The organism is Pseudomonas sp. AP3_22 TE3818, assembly GCF_053628995.1.
In genome coordinates, this window is sequence record NZ_JBRJHL010000001.1 from 1,078,923 (window position 1) to 1,096,998 (window position 18,076).

An 18,076-nucleotide genomic window follows, 5' to 3' on the forward strand; every position below is an offset into this window, starting at 1 on the left:
GGCAATTCCTCGTGCTCAATCGTGCAGGACGCTGGCGCTGCCCTGGTCGAACAACAGACCGGCCTGGCTGCCGACGGCGAAGCGTTTGCTCTGGTCGACGCAGTTGGGGGTGCGCACGGTGAGGCGCGAACCGTCGCTCAGGCTGACCTGGTATTGCAGGTCGGTGCCGAGGTAGATCTGCGCTTCGATCCGACACGGCAGAGCGTTGCCCGTGCTGGCAGGCACCAGATGCAAACGCTCGGGGCGCACGGACAGTGCGACGTTGGCGCCGACTCGCACATCGCTGCACGGCTGTGCGGGCAGCGGATGACCGGCCGGGCCGGCGAACCAGGCCAGGCCGTCTTCGACGCGGGTGACCGTGCCTTCGATGAAGTTGGTTTCACCAATGAAGTCGGCGACAAAGCGATTGCGCGGGCGTTCGTAGATGTCTTCCGGACGACCGACCTGCTGCACTTCGCCTTCGGACAACACGGCAATGCGGTCGGACATGGTCAGCGCTTCTTCCTGGTCGTGGGTGACGAAGATGAAGGTGATGCCGGTGCGCGCCTGAATGGTTTTCAGCTCTTCGCGCATGGCCTGGCGCAGCTTGAGGTCGAGGGCCGAGAGCGGTTCGTCGAGCAGCAAGACTTTGGGATGCGGCGCCAAGGCGCGAGCGAGGGCGACGCGCTGCTGCTGACCGCCGGACAGTTGCGCCGGCTTGCGGTTGGCAAAGCGCTCCATCTGCACCAGGGCGAGCATCTCGCGCACCCGTTCGGCCATCTGCGTTTTGTTCAGGATCTTGCCCATCGGGTGGGATTCAAGACCGAAGGCCAGGTTCTCGGCGATGGTCATGTGCGGGAACAGCGCGTAATGCTGGAACACCGTGTTGACCGGGCGCTGGAACGGCGGGCGGTCGGCGATGTTTTCGCCGTAGAGCAGAATCTCGCCTTCGGTAGGGAATTCGAACCCGGCGATCATCCGCAGGAGCGTGGTCTTGCCGCAGCCCGAAGGGCCGAGAAGGGTGAAGAATTCGTTGTCGCGAATGTCCAGGTCGATGCTTTTGAGCGCCACCGGGCCAGTCTTTGGATCACCGTAGACTTTGCGCACTGAGCGGATGGACACCGCCAGCGTTTGCAGCGAATGCAGGGCATTCATGCGTTACCTCCGATTCCCCCATCGTCCGCGAGTGCTGCAAACAGCCGGGCCGTCGGACCATGGATATTATTTTTCTGGGCAGGATCGAGATTGCGTTCGAGTGTTGTAACCAGCTGTTTTTTTGTTCTGCTGTGGCTTGATTATCAGCGAGGGGTTGCGGGGGCGAAACTTCAATTTTAACATAGGGGTTGTTAAAAAATTTAACAGCAGAAGGCGTCCAGAACCATGCCTGACCAGCGTTTGCCACCCCTCAACGCGGTGCGTGCCTTTGATGCCGCGGCCCGCCTGGGCAGCTATGTCGAAGCCTCGAAAGCCCTGCACGTGACCCAGCCGGCCATCGGCCGCCACGTGAAGTTGCTGGAAGACTGGCTGGGCATCCAACTCTTCGAGCGCACCTCTCGCGGGGTCAACCTGACGGCGGCGGGGCAGAAGTACCACCGCAAGATCGCCGCTGCCCTGCAGCTGATCATCGAAGCCGGCAAGGAGGCGCAGCCCAAACACGCCGAGCGCTGGCTGCGCATCATGGTGGTGCCGGGGTTCGCCAAGCGCTGGCTGATGCCGCGCATCGAGGCCATGCGTCACCTGCGCCCGGGTTTGAAGTTCGCCATCGAACCCAATTCGACCTTTACCGAAGTGGATGGCAAAAGCGCTGACCTGGGCATCGTCTACGGGGTGGACGGCCAATATGCCCACTCCCGCACCAGCCTGATCTGTCCTCGGGTGTTTCCGATCTGTTCCCCCGACTATCTGGCCAGCGTCGAGCCCATCGACAGCCCCGCGGACCTGGTGAAACACAACCTGATCCACGTCGATGACGGCGAGTGGTGGAACCTGTGGTTCGCCGCCAACGACCTCGATATCCACCTCAATTCGGACATGCTCTACGTCAACAACGACCACGCGCTGTCGGTGGCCGAGAGCGGACAGGGCATTGCGCTGGCCAACGAAGTGCTGGTGCGCGAAGAACTCCATAGCGGCAAGCTGGTGCGGGTGGTGGACGCGCAAGTGAAGCTGGAAAGCTATCGGGTACTCACGCCGTCCGCCGAGCTCTCGGCGGACGTGGTGTGGTTTATCGACTGGCTCAAGACCGAACTGGAGCAGGATTTCCCGGAAGCGGTGATCCGCGCCTGAGCAGGGCTGCCGGATTCAACTCAAGCGGAAGCGCCCGGTGTTGTCGCTTAACGCTTTGCTGCCCTGACTCAGGGTGTCCGCTGCCTGGTTCACCGCGCGGGCTCCTTCGAGCAAACGTAGCGCGGCCTGATCGACCTGCTGGATATTGCCGCTGACCTCGTCGGCAGTACTGGCCTGCTCTTCCACCGCCGTGGCGATGTGCGCCAGGGTATCGGTGACACTCTGCACGGCACTGGCGATTTCCCCGAGCCGTTCGCCAAGGCCGGTGACCGCTTGTGCATCACTCTCTGCCTGAGTGCACGCGGCCTCCATCAGGTTGACGGCCTCGTTCACGGTGTGACGCAGGCTGTCGACCGTGCCGGCAATCTGTGCGGTCGACGATTGAGTGCGCTGCGACAGGCTGCGTACTTCATCGGCCACCACCGCAAAGCCACGTCCTTGTTCGCCCGCCCGTGCTGCCTCGATGGCGGCGTTGAGTGCCAGCAGGTTGGTCTGCTCGGCGACGCCGCGAATGGTGTCGACCACCAGTTGAATCTGCTGTCCTTGCTCGCTGACCCGGCCCAGTGCCGCCGCGGTTTCGTTCAGGCGTTGGTTGAGCTGCTGGATGCTCGCGGTGGTGCGCTGGCTGTCGCGGCTGCTGTCGGCGGCAATGCGCCGGGTGTGCTGGGCGCTGCCGGACGCCTGTTCGCAACTGTGGGCGACCCCTTGTGAGGTGGCGGCCAGTTGCGTCGCCGCCGCGGCAATCTGGCTGATCTGCAACTGCTGGGCTTCGACTTCGCCCAGGGCGTCACTGGAGTGATGGTTGAGGGATTGCACCGCGTGGCTCAGTTGCAGGGTTTCGTGATCCACGCCTTGCAGGCTAGTGCGCAGTTGCACCACGGCGACGTTCAGCGCGGTGCTGATGACCGCCAGTTCGTCCCGTCCCTGAACCGGTACTTGCAGGCTCAGATTGCCATCGCGCAAGGCCTCGGCCAGCACCGTGATGCCGCTGGCGCTGCGGCGGATCGAAGCCTGCAAACAGATGAACAGATACAGCGCAGCCAACAGCAGGCAGCCGAACACGGCGGCCACCACAATGAACTGGCGGATCGCCGAGCCGTGGTAGTAATCCAGGCGTTGATCCAGCGACACCAGCGACTGCTGGCGCAACGAGGCGAGGTCAGAGAGCAGGGCGTCGAGACTGCGTTCGAAGTCCTCCGGCTTGAGGTTGATGCTGCCGCCGAACACGCCGTCATCCAGCACCTTCAGGCCCGCATCGAGGCGCTTGAGGCTGTCATGGTATTGCCCGGCCCAGGTTTGCAGGGCGCTGGGCAAGCGCGCTTCGAGCAGGCCAGCGGTTTTCACCAACTGCTCTCGTGCATCGCCGATGCGGCTGCGCAAGTCGCGCAGTTGCAGGCGGCTTTGCAGGGTGAACTGCCCGGACACGACCGAGGCTTGACCCACCGCCGCAAGACGACCGACCCGTTCGATCAGGTCGGGTGCGTGTTGGGTGGAGATCTGCGTCAGCAGATAAGTCTCCAGCCACGGTGCCAGTGTCAGGCGATTGTCCATGGCGATCTGCTCGCGCAAGGCTTGCAGGGCGCTCAGGGCGTTGGTGAAGCGATCGTAGCCATCCGGCCACCAGCCGACGCTGCTCAGGCTTTTTGAGTCGAGGCCATCGAGGGCGGTTTGCAGGGCCTGATAACGGTTCAGTGTTTCGCTCTCGGCCGCTTCTTTTTGCAGGGCATTGCCCAACTCGACTGTGGCCTGGCTGACGGCGGGTTGGACCGCATCGAAGGCGGCCATCGCGGCGAGGGTGGCCGGTGTCGGCTGGCGATTGGTTTCCGTGGCGCGCCAGCGTGCGGCGCGATCGCGCTGGGCGGCGAGCAGGTCATCCAGTGCATCAAGAGCCAGCAATTGCCGCACCCCGGCACGTTCGCCGGAGATCAGGCTGAGTTTGTCGCGATAGTCCTGGCCGATCATCCACAGGCTGCCGGCCAGCGGCAGGATAAACAGCAGAAACAACAGCTGGAATTTGCGCGCAAAGCCAAAACGCCCCAGCAACCCGATCCCCGGTGATAAAAAAGCCTGCATGCCCCAAGACTCCTCTGGACACCACGCACCATTGGCGTGCGTCGGAGGTTGTTGCACCGCCGACTCGTGCCCTCTAAAAAGGCCTCGAAAGTTCACCCTTGTCCGCTCTGTAGGCTGACTCTGTGGTGAAACTTCCCATTGTCGGTCTCCTTTGTGAGGAAGCCGCGTTCAAGCCGACAAAGAAGGCAAGATTCAGACCATGGCGTTGCGCCATCAATGTTGTGGCGATGAAAATCGAGGTCGTTAGCAGGCTAAGGGGATGGCGTTGCTGCACTGAAAAATGGCACATTGGCGCACCTGCCCGTTTGTACCTCCTGTTGTCTGGAAATTCCCATGGCTATCAGCAACGCCCAGACCGGCTCAGTGCCGGCGTCCGCTACGCCCCAAAGCAGTCCCCTGGTGATGCGCATCATCGGTGCGGTGGCGCTGGCGCATTTGATCAACGACCTGATCCAGTCGGTGCTGCCGTCGATCTACCCGATGCTCAAGGCCAGCTATGGCCTGACCTTTACCCAGGTCGGCCTGATCACCCTGACGTTCCAGTTGACGGCCTCGCTGTTGCAGCCGTGGGTGGGTTACTACACCGATCGCCACCCCAAACCGTGGCTGCTGCCGGCAGGTACGGTCTGCACCCTGGTCGGCATTCTGATGATGTCGGTGGTCGGCAGCTTCCCGCTGATTTTGCTGGCGGCGGGCTTGATCGGCATCGGTTCTTCGACCTTCCACCCCGAAGCGTCCCGCGTGGCGCGACTGGCTTCGGGCGGGCGCTTCGGGCTGGCGCAATCGACCTTCCAGGTCGGCGGTAACGCAGGCTCGGCGTTCGGTCCGTTACTGGCGGCAGCGATCATCATTCCCTACGGTCAAGGGCACGTGGCCTGGTTCGGCCTGTTCGCGGTGTTTGCGTTGTTCGTGCTGTACCGGATCAGCCGCTGGTACGCCAACCACTTGAACCTGTTCAAGCTCAAGCAAGGTCAGGCAGCGACTCACGGCCTGTCCAAGGGCCGAGTGACCAGCGCGCTGGTGGTGCTTGGGTTGCTGGTGTTCTCCAAGTATTTCTACATGGCCAGCCTCACCAGCTATTTCACCTTCTACCTGATCGAGAAGTTCGACCTGTCGGTCGCCAGTTCGCAGTTGCACCTGTTCCTGTTCCTTGGTGCGGTAGCGGCGGGGACGTTCTTTGGCGGGCCGATCGGCGACAGGATCGGGCGTAAGGCAGTGATCTGGTTCTCGATCCTCGGCGTTGCACCGTTCACCTTGTTGCTGCCCCATGTCGACCTGTTCTGGACCAGCATCCTGAGCGTCGTCATCGGCTTCATCCTCGCCTCGGCATTCTCGGCCATCGTGGTGTACGCCCAGGAACTGGTGCCGGGCAATGTCGGGATGATCGCCGGGGTGTTCTTCGGTTTGATGTTCGGTTTCGGCGGGATTGGCGCGGCGTTGCTGGGGCACCTGGCGGATATTCACGGCATCGAATACGTGTACTACCTGTGTTCGTTCCTGCCGTTGTTCGGGGTGTTGGCGATCTTCCTGCCTCGGACCAAAAAGGCCTGACCCAACACACATCCCCTGTGGGAGCGGGCTTGCTCGCGAATGCGGTTCGTCAGCCACATGTACTTCGACTGACACTCCCTCTTCGCGAGCAAGCCCGCTCCCACAATGGGGCAGTGGTGTGGCGGATGATTGTTTCAGGCATAAAAAAGCCGCGTATCAAACGCGGCTTTTTCTTGGGCGTGTGGCTTACACGTTGAAGCGGAAGTGCATCACGTCGCCGTCCTTGACGATGTAATCCTTGCCTTCCAGACGCCATTTACCGGCTTCCTTGGTACCGGCTTCACCCTTGTACTGGATGAAGTCGTTGTAGGCGATCACTTCGGCGCGGATGAAGCCTTTCTCGAAGTCGGTGTGGATCACTCCAGCGGCTTGTGGTGCGGTGGCACCGACGCGCACGGTCCAGGCGCGGACTTCTTCAACACCGGCGGTGAAGTAGGTTTGCAGGTGCAGCATTTCGTAGCCAGCGCGGATCACGCGGTTCAGGCCAGGCTCTTCGAGGCCCAGGGCTTCGAGGAACATGTCTTTCTCTTCACCGTCGTCGAGCTCGGCGATTTCCGCTTCGATCTTGTTGCACACCGGAACAACCATGGCGCCTTCTTCTTCGGCGATGGCCTTGACCACGTCCAGGTGCGGGTTGTTTTCGAAACCGTCTTCTGCGACGTTGGCGATGTACATGACCGGCTTGGTGGTCAGCAGATGGAAGCCCTTGATCACCGCTTTTTCGTCGGTGCTCATGGTCTTCATCAAGCTGCGTGCAGGCTTGCCGAGGGTGAAGTGAGCAATCAGTTGCTCCAGCAGGCCTTTCTGAACCACGGCGTCCTTGTCACCGCCCTTGGCGTTGCGCGCGACTTTCTGCAGTTGCTTTTCGCAGCTGTCGAGGTCGGCGAAGATCAGTTCCAGGTCGATGATTTCGATGTCGCGTTTCGGGTCGACGCTGTTGGAGACGTGAATCACGTTCTCGTCTTCGAAGCAGCGGACCACGTGGGCGATGGCATCGGTTTCACGGATGTTGGCCAAAAACTTGTTGCCCAGGCCTTCACCTTTCGACGCGCCGGCAACCAGGCCTGCGATGTCGACGAATTCCATGGTGGTCGGCAGGATGCGCTTTGGATTGACGATGGCCGCCAGGGCTTCCAGACGCGGGTCCGGCATCGGCACGATACCGCTGTTCGGTTCGATGGTGCAGAAGGGGAAGTTCTCGGCCGCGATCCCGGATTTGGTCAGGGCGTTGAACAGGGTGGACTTGCCGACGTTAGGCAGACCGACGATGCCGCAATTGAATCCCATGGTGTTTTCCCCGAGGAGTGAGTCAGGCCTTCTGGCTGTGCAGGTTTTTCATCGCGCGGTTCCATTCCCCGGCGAGGATATCCGGCAGCACGCCGAGGGCAAAGTCGATGCTGGCATCGAGTTTTTCCTGTTCGGCGCGTGGCGCACGACCCAGGACGAAATTTGAAACCATACTGGCAACGCCCGGGTGGCCAATGCCAAGCCGCAAGCGGTGAAAGGTATTCTGATTGCCCAGTTGCGCAATGATGTCGCGCAACCCGTTGTGACCGCCATGGCCGCCGCCCTGTTTGAGCTTGGCAACGCCCGGAGGCAGGTCGAGTTCGTCGTGCGCCACGAGGATTTCTTCAGGCTTGATGCGGAAGAATCCGGCGAGTGCCGCCACGGCCTGGCCGCTGCGGTTCATGTACGTGGTGGGAATCAGCAGACGAACATCCTGACCCTGATGCGAATAGCGTCCGGTCAGGCCGAAATATTTGTGGTCCGCCACAAGACTCACGCCTTGTGCGTTCGCGATGCGCTCAACAAAAAGGGCCCCTGCGTTATGCCGGGTCTGTTCGTATTCAGCTCCTGGATTTCCCAGGCCAACGATCAGTTTGATGGCAGTCACGATAGGGGCCCTTCATTGGAGTGGTGGATAACATCGCCGCAATCAGGGAGAGCGGCGAAAGTGGACGAAAATTGCTCATTTACCATGATGTAAACTCCGCGTTCTCGCCCGCTTTCTCGCTATGCTCTAGTCCGCGATGTTTCCGGTCACTCCGGCGTACAGAGTAAAATTACTCTGCAGCGCCTTCTGCAGCTTCTGGAGCAACACGTGGAGCGTGGACGTTGGCAACAGCCTTGTCATCGCCGTGTGCCAGTGCCACGAACTCAACGCCTTTAGGCGCCTTGAGGTCCGACAGGTGAATGATCGAACCGATTTCAGCGTTAGCCAGGTCGACTTCGATGAACTCAGGCAGATCTTTCGGCAGGCAGGAAACTTCGATCTCGGCAACAACGTGCGAGATTTCGCCGCCTTTCTTGGTCGGTGCTTCTTCGTTGATGAAGTGCACTGGAACGATCGCGGTCAGTTTCTGGCCAGCGACTACGCGTACGAAGTCAGCGTGCATCACGTGGCCTTTGGCCGGGTGACGCTGCAGGGCTTTGATCACGACGTTCTGCTTGGTGCCACCAACGTTCAGCTCGATGATGTGGCTGTAAGCCGCTTCGTTTTCGAGCAGTTTGGCAACTTCTTTGGCCAGCATGCTGATGGATTCAGGGGCTTTGTCGCCACCGTAAACTACAGCTGGAACCAGGCTTGCGAGACGACGCAGGCGGCGGCTCGCACCTTTCCCCAGGTCGGAACGCACTTCAGCATTCAGAGTAAAATCGTTCATGTTGTATCTCCAAAATAACCACACTCGCCCCAGCGTTTGCGACCAGCGCTAAAGGCGATATGGGCAAAAAAGCCCCGCCCCGACAGGAATGCCGGGGCGGGGCGCTTTTCGTCAACGAGACATTTCGAGAAGGGCAGGGCCCTTAGCGGAACATCGCGCTGATCGATTCTTCATTGCTGATGCGGCGGACCGCCTCGGCAACTACCGGTGCGATATCCAGTTGGCGGATTCGCGCACAGGCTTGTGCTGCAGCGGACAGCGGGATGGTGTTGGTCACCACCAGCTCGTCCAGCACGGAATTTTCAATGTTCTCGATTGCCCGACCCGACAGCACAGGGTGCGTGCAGTAGGCGAAAACCTTGGCAGCGCCATGCTCTTTCAGGGCCTTGGCCGCGTGGCACAGGGTGCCGGCGGTATCGACCATGTCATCGACCAGAATACAGGTACGCCCTTCGACATCACCGATGATATGCATCACTTCAGAGTGATTGGCTTTCTCACGGCGTTTGTCGATGATCCCAAGATCCACGCCCAGGGATTTGGCAACGGCACGTGCACGCACGACGCCACCAATGTCCGGGGACACGATCATCAGGTTTTCGAAGCGCTGATCTTCGATGTCATCCACCAGAACCGGGGAGCCGTAGATGTTATCTACCGGAATATCGAAGAAACCCTGGATTTGGTCAGCATGCAGATCAACCGTGAGAACACGGTCGATGCCGACTACGGTAAGCATGTCAGCCACGACTTTCGCGCTGATAGCCACACGTGCGGAACGCGGACGGCGATCCTGACGGGCATAACCAAAGTAAGGAATAACAGCAGTGATACGAGTAGCCGAGGAGCGGCGGAAGGCATCAGCCATCACTACCAGTTCCATCAGGTTATCGTTGGTCGGAGCGCAAGTCGGCTGAATAATGAAGACGTCTTTACCGCGGACGTTTTCATTGATCTCGGCTGTAATTTCGCCGTCGGAGAATTTACCGACAGAGATGTCACCGAGAGGGATATGCAGCTGACGTACGACACGCCGAGCCAGATCGGGGTTAGCGTTCCCCGTAAAGACCATCATCTTGGACACGCGCAGTACCTGAAGGCTGAGGGTAACCTGGATGAGTATAGGAAAATGGCAGGGGCGGCTGGATTCGAACCAACGCATGGCAGGATCAAAACCTGCTGCCTTACCGCTTGGCGACGCCCCTGTATCTGTTGCAACGATTACCCGGTAATCGGTTCCTTTAGAGCAGACCTTGAAGCTTGCGATGCAACATCGAAACGTTGCTTCCTTTTGCTACAAAACCTGTAAGGGTCTCTGTCAGAAGGGCCGAGACTTTATCAGCTTCAGCTTTGCTTGGGAAGCCCCCAAACACACAACTTCCAGTTCCGGTGAGTTTTGCTTCGGTAAATTTACCTAACAAATTCAAAGCGTTACGTACCTCTGGATAACGCCTTGTTACCACCGGCAAGCAGTCATTTCGACTGTTTCCCTTGGGAACGGGGCGCACTTTAATGGGAGGAGTGTTACGTGTCAACAACGGATCTGAAAAAATTTCTGCCGTACTTACAGAGACTTGCGGCACCAGCACCAGATACCACGGTTCTTCGGGGTCGACAGGGGTCAGTTTCTCCCCCACGCCCTCGGCGAAAGCCGCATGACCACGAACGAAAACCGGGACGTCGGCGCCCAGCGTCAATCCCAGGCCAGCCAGGCGATCTTCATCCCAGCCCAATTGCCACAGGTGATTGAGGCCGAGCAAAGTCGTTGCGGCATTCGAACTGCCGCCGCCAATGCCGCCGCCCATGGGCAGGATCTTTTCGATCCAGATATCCACGCCCAGCGAACAACCGGATTGCTCCTGAAGTTTTTTCGCGGCCTTGACGATCAGGTTGCTGTCGTGGGGCACGCCGGCGAATTCGGTGTGCAGTTGAATGACACCGTCATCGCGCAGGGCGTAGGTGATTTCGTCGCCGTAATCGAGAAACTGAAACATCGTTTGCAGTTCGTGGTAGCCGTCTTCGCGGCGACCCAGGATGTGCAGCATCAAATTGAGTTTGGCCGGAGACGGCAAAGTCAGGCGATTGGCTGGCATGTCATGACCCCAGTTTGCGTGGCTGCCAGGCCTTGATCACCAGGGTGACGTCAAGGTCGGTGCCATGCAGCTTGATGCGCTCGGGCAGCCAGTAACCGTTTTGCTGGGTGTAGTCGGTGTATTCGACCTGCCAGCCATCCTGTTCGAGGTTGGCCAGGCGACTGTCGGCATCCAGGGTCAGGCGACTTTTGCTGTCCGGAGCCGGGAGCCCGCGCACCCACCAGGCCAGATTGGACACCGGCAACTTCCACCCCAGCTGTTCTTCGAGCAGCACTTCCGGATTCGGCGCGTCGTAGCGTCCCTGGTTGGCGACTTCCAGCGACACCTTGCCCGGACGTCCGGTCAGGCGAGCCGCACCACGGCCCAGAGGCCCGGACAGGCGAATGTCGTAGTAATCCTGGCGCTGCAGCCAGAACAGCGTGCCGCTGCCCGAGTCTTTCGGCGCACGGATGCCGATCTTGCCGTCGATCTGCCAGCCATCGAGGCCGGTCAGTTGCTGTTTGTGCTCGCGCCATTGGGCGGCGTTGCCATGACCCTCGACCGATTCGCGGGGACCAAGGCCTGCGCAACCGGCGAGCAGGGCGATAAAACTGAAAACGATGAAATGGCGCAAAAACATAATCTTAAAGAGTCTCTGATCCGGTCAGGCGTTTGATGGTGCCACGCAGGGTCGGGCTGTCGGGCTGTTCCTTGAGGAATTTGCCCCAGACTTGTCTGGCTTCGCGCTGTTTGCCGTTGGCCCACAGGACTTCGCCCAGGTGCGCGGCGACTTCCTGGTCGGGGAAACGTTCCAGGGCCTGGCGCAGCAGGCGCTCGGCTTCGTCGAGATTGCCCAGGCGGTAATTCACCCAGCCAAGGCTGTCGAGCACCGCCGGGTCTTCCGGGCTGATCTGGTGTGCCTGCTCGATCAGGGCCTTGGCTTCGGCGTAGCGTGTGGTGCGGTCGGACAGGGTGTAGCCGAGGGCGTTCAACGCCATGGCGTTGTCCGGGTCGCGCTTGATGATCGTGCGCAGGTCTTTTTCCATCTGCGCCAGGTCATTGCGTTTTTCCGCCTGCATGGCACGGGTGTAGAGCAGGTTCAAATCGTCCGGGTATTGCTGCAAGGCTTGATGAAGAACGTTCCAGGCCTTGTCGCCCTGATTGTTGGCGGACAGGGTTTCGACTTCGATGAGGTACAACTGGATCGCGTAATCCGGTTGCTCGTCGCGCTCTGCCGTCAGCTTTCTTTGCGCTTCGGCGGTCCTGCCGTTGTCTATCAGGATGTCGGCCTGACGCAATTGCGCCGGCAGGAAATCGTTGCCAGGGCCAACCTTGGCGTACTCGATCAATGCGCCTTGCGGGTCATTTTGTTCTTCAGCGATGCGGCCGAGGTTCAGGTGCGCCGAGTCGACGTGGCTGTCCCGGGCGATCAGGTCTTCAAGATAACCCTTGGCCTCGTTCCAGGCCTTGGCTTCCAGGCAAACCAGTGCCAGGGAGTATCGCAGTTCGTCGTCTTCCGGGTATTGCTGAACCAGGCTCGAGAACTCGGCCTTGGCGTCGTCCATGCGGTCCTGTTCAACCAGCATCCGCGCATAAGTCAGGCGCAGGCGCTTGTCGTCCGGGTATTTCTTGATGCTTTTCTGCAGCAGCGGCAAGGCCTCGTCACCGCGATCGAGGGTTTGCAGCAGGCGTGCGCGCAGCAGGATCGGGGCAATTTCGCCGTCGTCCGGCGGATTGTCTTCCAGCAGTTTCAGTGCGCCTTTGGCGTCGCCATCCTGTTGCATCAGCAGCGCCTTGCCGAAAATCAGCTGGCTGTTGTTCGGATGACGCTGCAGCAAGCGGTCGAAGCTTTTCATCAGGCCGTTGCGTGTGTCCTGGTCGGTGTCGGCCGCCGACAGCGCGAGGAAGTCGAAATGAGTGTCGCCCTTGCCTTGCAGGACTTTCTCCATATAGACCATGGAGTCGTCATAACGCCCGGCGCGGGCCAGTTGCACGGCGGCGGCGCGTTGCGCTTCGAGGTCGTCGGGAGCGTTTTTCGCCCAGATCAGCGCGGTGTCCAGGGCCGCCTGGTCGGCGCCCAGGTATTCGGCGATACGGAATGCCCGCTCCGAGATGCCCGGATCCTGGGTGTTGATGGCCTGGGTCACATAGTTGTCCAGGGCAATGTCGAAACGATTGCGCTGGCCAGCCAGTTCGGCGCTCAACAGGCTGAAGACGGTTTCCTCGCTGAAGGAGCTGTAGACCTTCGGCTTTTCAGGGGCCGGGGTGCTGTCTTCAACCGGCGGCGTACCGTCCGACGAAACGGGTGCCAAGGCCTGGCAGCCGCTGAGGAAGACAAAAGCGAGGAGCAACGCGGAAGATCTATTCATATAGGAAGAGGACGACTAACCTGCGGTCGGATCATCATGACACAAGCTTTAGGCCAAACATAACCGCCCCGTCATTTTCCGGGGTACACCGGTCCGTGTGGGAGCTGGCTTGCCAGCGATGGTCGTTAACGATGACGTGTTTTTACCGCAAAGACGTGGCGCAGTCAGTCCATCGCTGGCAAGCCAGCTCCCACAAGGGACACGGTCAAGGTCGGGCCGTTCGCTGATATAAACGAGAATTGCTCGCAACGTTGGCGTCGCCTACCGGCGCGATAGATATCGAGTAGTTGTTCTGACTCCGTCGAAGTAGGACAATTACCGGCTTCACGTCACCATCAGCGACTTTGAATGGCCTTCCTTGCACTCGGTATTAACCACAAGACTGCTTCAGTAGACGTCCGCGAGCGCGTGGCTTTTACCCCTGAGCAGCTGGTTGAGGCCTTGCAGCAGCTCTGCCGACTCACCGACAGCCGCGAAGCTGCGATCCTCTCCACCTGCAATCGCAGTGAACTCTATATAGAACAGGATCACCTGTCGGCGGACGTCGTGCTGCGCTGGCTGGCCGAATATCATCATTTGAGCTACGACGAGCTGCGCGAAAGCGCTTATGTACATGAAGATGATGCGGCAGTTCGTCACATGATGCGGGTGGCCTCCGGTCTCGACTCGCTGGTGTTGGGCGAGCCACAGATTCTCGGCCAGATGAAGTCGGCCTATGCCGTGGCTCGCGAGGCGGGCACCATCGGGCCATTGCTCGGGCGGCTGTTCCAGGCCACGTTCAACGCGGCCAAGCAGGTACGCACCGACACGGCCATCGGCGAGAACCCGGTGTCGGTGGCATTTGCCGCGGTGAGCCTGGCCAAGCAGATTTTCAGTGACCTGCAACGCAGCCAGGCCTTGTTGATCGGCGCCGGCGAGACCATCACCCTGGTTGCCCGCCACCTGCATGACCTGGGCGTAAAGCGCATCGTGGTCGCCAACCGTACCCTGGAGCGCGCGAGCATCCTGGCCGAGCAGTTCGGCGCCCATGCGGTGTTGCTGTCGGATATTCCGGCAGAGCTGGTGCGCAGCGATATCGTCATCAGTTCCACCGCCAGCCAGTTGCCGATCCTGGGCAAGGGTGCAGTGGAAAGCGCCTTGAAACTGCGCAAGCACAAACCCATTTTCATGGTGGATATCGCCGTTCCCCGCGATATCGAACCCGAAGTCGGCGAGTTGGACGACGTTTACCTCTATAGCGTCGACGATCTTCACGAAGTGGTCGCCGAGAACCTCAAGAGCCGCCAGGGCGCTGCCCAGGCCGCCGAAGAGATGGTCTCGGTCGGCGCCGAAGACTTCATGGTCCGCCTGCGTGAATTGGCGGCGGTGGACGTGCTCAAGGCCTATCGTCAACAGAGTGAACGCCTGCGCGACGAAGAATTGCAAAAGGCCCAGCGCCTGTTGGCCAACGGCACCAGTGCCGAAGAGGTGCTGGTGCAACTGGCTCGCGGGCTGACCAACAAACTCTTGCACGCACCGAGCGTGCAGTTGAAAAAGCTCTCTGCCGAAGGTCGCCTGGATGCGCTGGCGATGGCCCAGGAACTCTTTGCCCTCGGTGAGGGCTCATCGGATAGCTTTTCGGATAAAAAACCGCAATGAAAGCGTCACTGCTCAATAAGCTGGATATTCTCCAGGACCGTTTCGAGGAATTGACCGCCCTGCTGGGCGATGGCGAGGTCATTTCCGATCAGAACAAGTTCCGCACCTATTCCAAGGAGTACGCGGAAGTTGAGCCGATCGTGGGCGCCTATAAAGAACTGCTGAAAGTGCAGGATGACCTCGAGGGCGCCCAGGCTCTGCTCAAGGACAGCGACCCGGACATGCGTGAAATGGCCGTGGAAGAAGTCCGCGAGGCCAAGGAGCGCCTGGTCACGCTCGAAGCCGACCTGCAGCGCATGCTGCTGCCCAAGGACCCGAATGACGGGCGCAACGTGTTTCTCGAAATCCGTGCCGGCACCGGCGGCGATGAGGCAGCGATTTTCTCCGGCGACCTGTTCCGCATGTATTCGCGCTACGCCGAGCGTCGTGGCTGGCGGGTGGAGATCCTCTCGGAAAACGAGGGTGAACACGGCGGCTATAAAGAGGTGATTGCCCGGGTCGAGGGCGACAACGTCTACGGCAAGCTCAAGTTCGAGTCCGGTGCGCATCGCGTACAGCGGGTTCCGGCGACCGAATCCCAGGGCCGCATCCACACGTCGGCCTGCACGGTGGCGGTATTGCCCGAGCCGGACGAACAGGAAGCCATCGAGATCAACCCGGCCGACCTGCGCATCGATACCTATCGCTCCTCCGGCGCCGGTGGCCAGCACGTCAACAAGACCGACTCGGCGATCCGCATCACTCACTTGCCGTCCGGCATCGTGGTCGAGTGCCAGGAAGAACGTTCGCAGCACAAGAACCGCGCCCGGGCAATGTCCTGGTTGTCGGCCAAGCTGAACGATCAGCAGACCTCCGCCGCGGCCAACGCCATCGCCAGCGAACGCAAGCTGCTGGTGGGGTCCGGTGACCGCTCCGAGCGCATCCGCACCTACAATTTTGCCCAGGGCCGGGTCACCGACCACCGGGTCAACCTGACCTTGTATTCCCTCGACGAGATCCTCGCCGGCGGTGTCGAGGCGGTGATCGAGCCGCTGCTGGCCGAGTACCAGGCCGATCAACTGGCAGCGATAGGTGAGTAAATGACGATCATCGCCAGTTTGTTGCGTGCCGCCGATCTACCCGACTCGCCGACGGCGCGCCTGGATGCCGAATTGCTGCTGGCGGCAGCGTTGGGCAAGTCCCGCAGCTTCCTGCACACCTGGCCGGAACGTATCGTGCCGAGCGAAGCGGCGCTGACGTTCGCCGAGTATTTGCAGCGCCGCCGCAGCGGCGAGCCGGTGGCCTATATCCTCGGCCAGCAAGGTTTCTGGAAGCTGGACTTGGAAGTGGCACCGCACACGCTGATCCCGCGCCCGGACACCGAACTGCTGGTGGAGGCTGCGCTGGAATTGTTGCCGGCCACACCGACCAAAGTGCTCGACCTCGGTACCGGCAGCGGCGCGATTGCCCTGGCCCTGGCCTGCGAACGTCCGGCCTGGAGCGTCACGGCCGTGGATCGCGTACTGGAAGCCGTCGCCCTGGCCGAGCGCAATCGCCAGCGCCTGCACCTGAACAACGCCAAGGTGTTGAGCAGTCATTGGTTCAGTGCCCTGCAAGGTCAGCGTTTTCAGCTGATCATCAGCAATCCGCCCTACATTGCAGCGGCCGATCCTCATCTGGTCGAGGGCGATGTGCGCTTTGAACCGGCCAGTGCCCTGGTGGCCGGTATCGACGGGCTTGACGATCTGCGTCTGATCGTCGCCCAGGCGCCGGATCATCTCGACGCTGGCGGCTGGCTGATGCTCGAACACGGTTACGATCAGGCCGAGGCGGTCCGCGACCTGCTGCTGACCCGCGGTTTTGAAGAAGTCCACAGCCGCACCGATCTGGGCGGTCACCAACGCATCAGTCTGGGGCGCCTGCCGTGCTGAATGATCAGGAGTTGCTGCGTTACAGTCGGCAGATTCTGCTGCAACACATCGATATCGACGGCCAGTTGCGGCTCAAGGGCAGCCGTGTATTGATCGTCGGACTCGGCGGCCTTGGCGCACCAGTGGCGCTGTATCTGGCGGCCGCCGGCATTGGCGAGATGCACCTGGCGGACTTCGACACGGTCGACCTGACCAACCTGCAACGCCAGATCATTCACGACACCGACAGCATCGGCATGGGCAAAGTCGATTCAGCGATCAAGCGCCTGACGGCGATCAATCCCGAGATCCGGTTGATCGCCCATCGCGCGGCACTGGACGAAGATTCCCTGTCCGCTGTGGTGGCCGGTGTGGATCTGGTCCTCGATTGTTCGGACAATTTTTCCACCCGTGAAGCGGTCAATGCCGCGTGCGTGGCAGCCGGCAAACCGCTGGTCAGCGGTGCGGCGATTCGCCTCGAAGGTCAACTGTCGGTGTTCGATCCGCGTCGGCCAGAGAGTCCGTGCTACCACTGTTTGTACGGGCACGGCAGCGAAGCCGAACTGACCTGCAGCGAGGCCGGCGTGGTCGGTCCGCTGGTGGGACTGGTCGGCAGCCTGCAAGCGCTTGAAGCGCTGAAGTTGCTGGCCGGATTCGGTGAACCACTGGTGGGGCGCCTGTTGCTGATCGATGCCTTGGGCACGCGCTTTCGCGAATTGCGGGTCAAGCGTGATCCGGGCTGTAGCGTCTGTGGGTCGAAACATGCGTGAAGCGCCGATTGGCGTGTTCGACTCCGGTGTCGGTGGGCTCTCGGTGCTGGCCGAGATCCAGCGTTTGCTGCCCAACGAGACGCTGATGTACGTCGCCGATTGCGGCAATATTCCCTATGGCGAGAAAACCCCGGCATTTATCCAGCAGCGTTGCAGCGTGATGGCCGACTTCTTTCAGCAGCAGGGTGCCAAGGCCCTGGTGCTGGCCTGCAACACGGCAACGGTGGCCGGCGTCGCCGACTTGCGTCGCGACTATCCCGAATGGCCCATTGTCGGCATGGAGCCGGCCGTCAAGCCGGCCGCCGCCGCAACCCGCTCCGGCGTGGTCGGGGTGCTGGCCACCACCGGCACTTTGCAGAGCGCCAAGTTCGCCGCGTTGCTCGACCGCTTCGCCACGGACGTGAAAGTGATCACTCAGCCCTGTCCCGGGCTGGTGGAGCTGATTGAAAACGGCGATCTGCATAGCGCCGAGCTGCGTCAGCTGTTGGCCGGGTATGTCGAGCCACTGCTGGCGGCTGGCGCGGACACCCTGATTCTCGGCTGCACCCATTACCCCTTTCTCAAGCCGATGCTCCGGCAGATGATCCCCGCGGACATCAGCCTGATCGATACCGGTGCCGCCGTTGCGCGGCAACTCCAGCGGCTTTTGGCCGAACGCGAACTGCTCGCCGCCGGGCCTGCCCGTGAAGCGCAGTTCTGGACCAGCGCCGATCTGCTTCATTTCAGAAATATCTTGCCGATACTGTGGAATACCTCTGGCGTTGTGCGAAGCTTCAACCGGTAGAA

Annotated in this window: 16 protein-coding genes and 1 tRNA gene; 7 read left to right on the plus strand and 10 right to left on the minus strand. The window is 60.7% G+C overall.

From position 1 onward, the window contains the following. Nucleotides 1-15: 15 nt before the first annotated feature. On the minus strand, nucleotides 16-1,134 hold the full coding sequence (locus AB7M25_RS05155) for an ABC transporter ATP-binding protein (protein WP_007973902.1): 1,119 nt from the start codon (nucleotides 1,132-1,134) through the stop codon (nucleotides 16-18). A gap of 225 nt (nucleotides 1,135-1,359) precedes the next feature. Between AB7M25_RS05155 and AB7M25_RS05160 the strand changes: the two genes are divergently transcribed. Then, nucleotides 1,360-2,265 carry a LysR substrate-binding domain-containing protein gene (locus AB7M25_RS05160; RefSeq protein ID WP_429389591.1) on the plus strand — a complete coding sequence of 302 codons (906 nt, stop codon included), beginning with the start codon at nucleotides 1,360-1,362 and terminating at the stop codon, nucleotides 2,263-2,265. Between the two features lie 15 nt (nucleotides 2,266-2,280). On the opposite strand, the gene AB7M25_RS05165 is transcribed toward AB7M25_RS05160, so the two are convergent. After that, nucleotides 2,281-4,338, minus strand: a complete 2,058-nt coding sequence (locus AB7M25_RS05165; RefSeq protein ID WP_429389589.1) for a methyl-accepting chemotaxis protein — start codon at nucleotides 4,336-4,338, stop codon at nucleotides 2,281-2,283. A 333-nt stretch (nucleotides 4,339-4,671) separates the two neighbouring features. Between AB7M25_RS05165 and AB7M25_RS05170 the strand changes: the two genes are divergently transcribed. Continuing rightward, nucleotides 4,672-5,889, plus strand: coding sequence for an MFS transporter (locus AB7M25_RS05170; RefSeq protein ID WP_095965584.1), 1,218 nt, complete (start codon nucleotides 4,672-4,674; stop codon nucleotides 5,887-5,889). Nucleotides 5,890-6,075: 186 nt separating this feature from the next. On the opposite strand, the gene ychF is transcribed toward AB7M25_RS05170, so the two are convergent. From ychF to AB7M25_RS05210, 8 genes are all read right to left on the minus strand, one after another. Further along, on the minus strand, nucleotides 6,076-7,176 hold the full coding sequence (gene ychF / locus AB7M25_RS05175; protein WP_015096822.1) for a redox-regulated ATPase YchF: 1,101 nt from the start codon (nucleotides 7,174-7,176) through the stop codon (nucleotides 6,076-6,078). A 22-nt stretch (nucleotides 7,177-7,198) separates the two neighbouring features. Then, nucleotides 7,199-7,783 (minus strand): aminoacyl-tRNA hydrolase, encoded by a 585-nt coding sequence (gene pth, locus AB7M25_RS05180; protein ID WP_454237042.1) that lies wholly within the window; start codon nucleotides 7,781-7,783, stop codon nucleotides 7,199-7,201. 169 nt (nucleotides 7,784-7,952) lie between these two features. Then, nucleotides 7,953-8,552: a 50S ribosomal protein L25/general stress protein Ctc gene (locus tag AB7M25_RS05185; RefSeq protein ID WP_007973891.1), complete on the minus strand. Its 600-nt coding sequence runs from the start codon at nucleotides 8,550-8,552 to the stop codon at nucleotides 7,953-7,955. 142 nt (nucleotides 8,553-8,694) lie between these two features. After that, entirely contained in the window at nucleotides 8,695-9,636 is a 942-nt protein-coding gene (locus AB7M25_RS05190) for a ribose-phosphate pyrophosphokinase (protein ID WP_003171603.1), read from the minus strand. A gap of 46 nt (nucleotides 9,637-9,682) precedes the next feature. Continuing rightward, nucleotides 9,683-9,757, minus strand: a tRNA-Gln gene (locus AB7M25_RS05195). A gap of 36 nt (nucleotides 9,758-9,793) precedes the next feature. Beyond that, a complete protein-coding gene (ispE, locus tag AB7M25_RS05200; RefSeq protein WP_429389584.1) occupies nucleotides 9,794-10,645 on the minus strand; it encodes a 4-(cytidine 5'-diphospho)-2-C-methyl-D-erythritol kinase in 852 nt (283 codons plus the stop codon). Between the two features lies 1 nt (nucleotide 10,646). Continuing rightward, a complete protein-coding gene (gene lolB, locus AB7M25_RS05205) occupies nucleotides 10,647-11,264 on the minus strand; it encodes a lipoprotein insertase outer membrane protein LolB (protein ID WP_429389582.1) in 618 nt (205 codons plus the stop codon). 4 nt (nucleotides 11,265-11,268) lie between these two features. Continuing rightward, entirely contained in the window at nucleotides 11,269-12,993 is a 1,725-nt protein-coding gene (locus AB7M25_RS05210; protein ID WP_429389580.1) for a tetratricopeptide repeat protein, read from the minus strand. Between the two features lie 348 nt (nucleotides 12,994-13,341). On the opposite strand from AB7M25_RS05210, the gene hemA reads away from it, so the two are divergent. Genes hemA through murI form a run of 5 tightly spaced genes read left to right on the plus strand, consistent with a single transcriptional unit; the run spans nucleotide 13,342 to nucleotide 18,074 of the window. After that, on the plus strand, nucleotides 13,342-14,631 hold the full coding sequence (gene hemA / locus AB7M25_RS05215; RefSeq protein WP_429389579.1) for a glutamyl-tRNA reductase: 1,290 nt from the start codon (nucleotides 13,342-13,344) through the stop codon (nucleotides 14,629-14,631). Further along, nucleotides 14,628-15,710, plus strand: coding sequence for a peptide chain release factor 1 (gene prfA, locus AB7M25_RS05220; RefSeq protein WP_007981853.1), 1,083 nt, complete (start codon nucleotides 14,628-14,630; stop codon nucleotides 15,708-15,710). Before hemA ends, prfA begins: the two co-directional genes overlap by 4 nt. Further along, nucleotides 15,711-16,541 carry a peptide chain release factor N(5)-glutamine methyltransferase gene (gene prmC, locus AB7M25_RS05225; protein WP_429519143.1) on the plus strand — a complete coding sequence of 277 codons (831 nt, stop codon included), beginning with the start codon at nucleotides 15,711-15,713 and terminating at the stop codon, nucleotides 16,539-16,541. After that, nucleotides 16,535-17,290, plus strand: coding sequence for a molybdopterin-synthase adenylyltransferase MoeB (locus tag AB7M25_RS05230; protein WP_429389576.1), 756 nt, complete (start codon nucleotides 16,535-16,537; stop codon nucleotides 17,288-17,290). The genes prmC and AB7M25_RS05230 overlap by 7 nt, the downstream gene beginning before the upstream one ends. Beyond that, nucleotides 17,283-18,074 carry a glutamate racemase gene (murI, locus tag AB7M25_RS05235; protein ID WP_429389574.1) on the plus strand — a complete coding sequence of 264 codons (792 nt, stop codon included), beginning with the start codon at nucleotides 17,283-17,285 and terminating at the stop codon, nucleotides 18,072-18,074. The genes AB7M25_RS05230 and murI overlap by 8 nt, the downstream gene beginning before the upstream one ends. The last annotated feature ends 2 nt before the right edge of the window (nucleotides 18,075-18,076 follow it).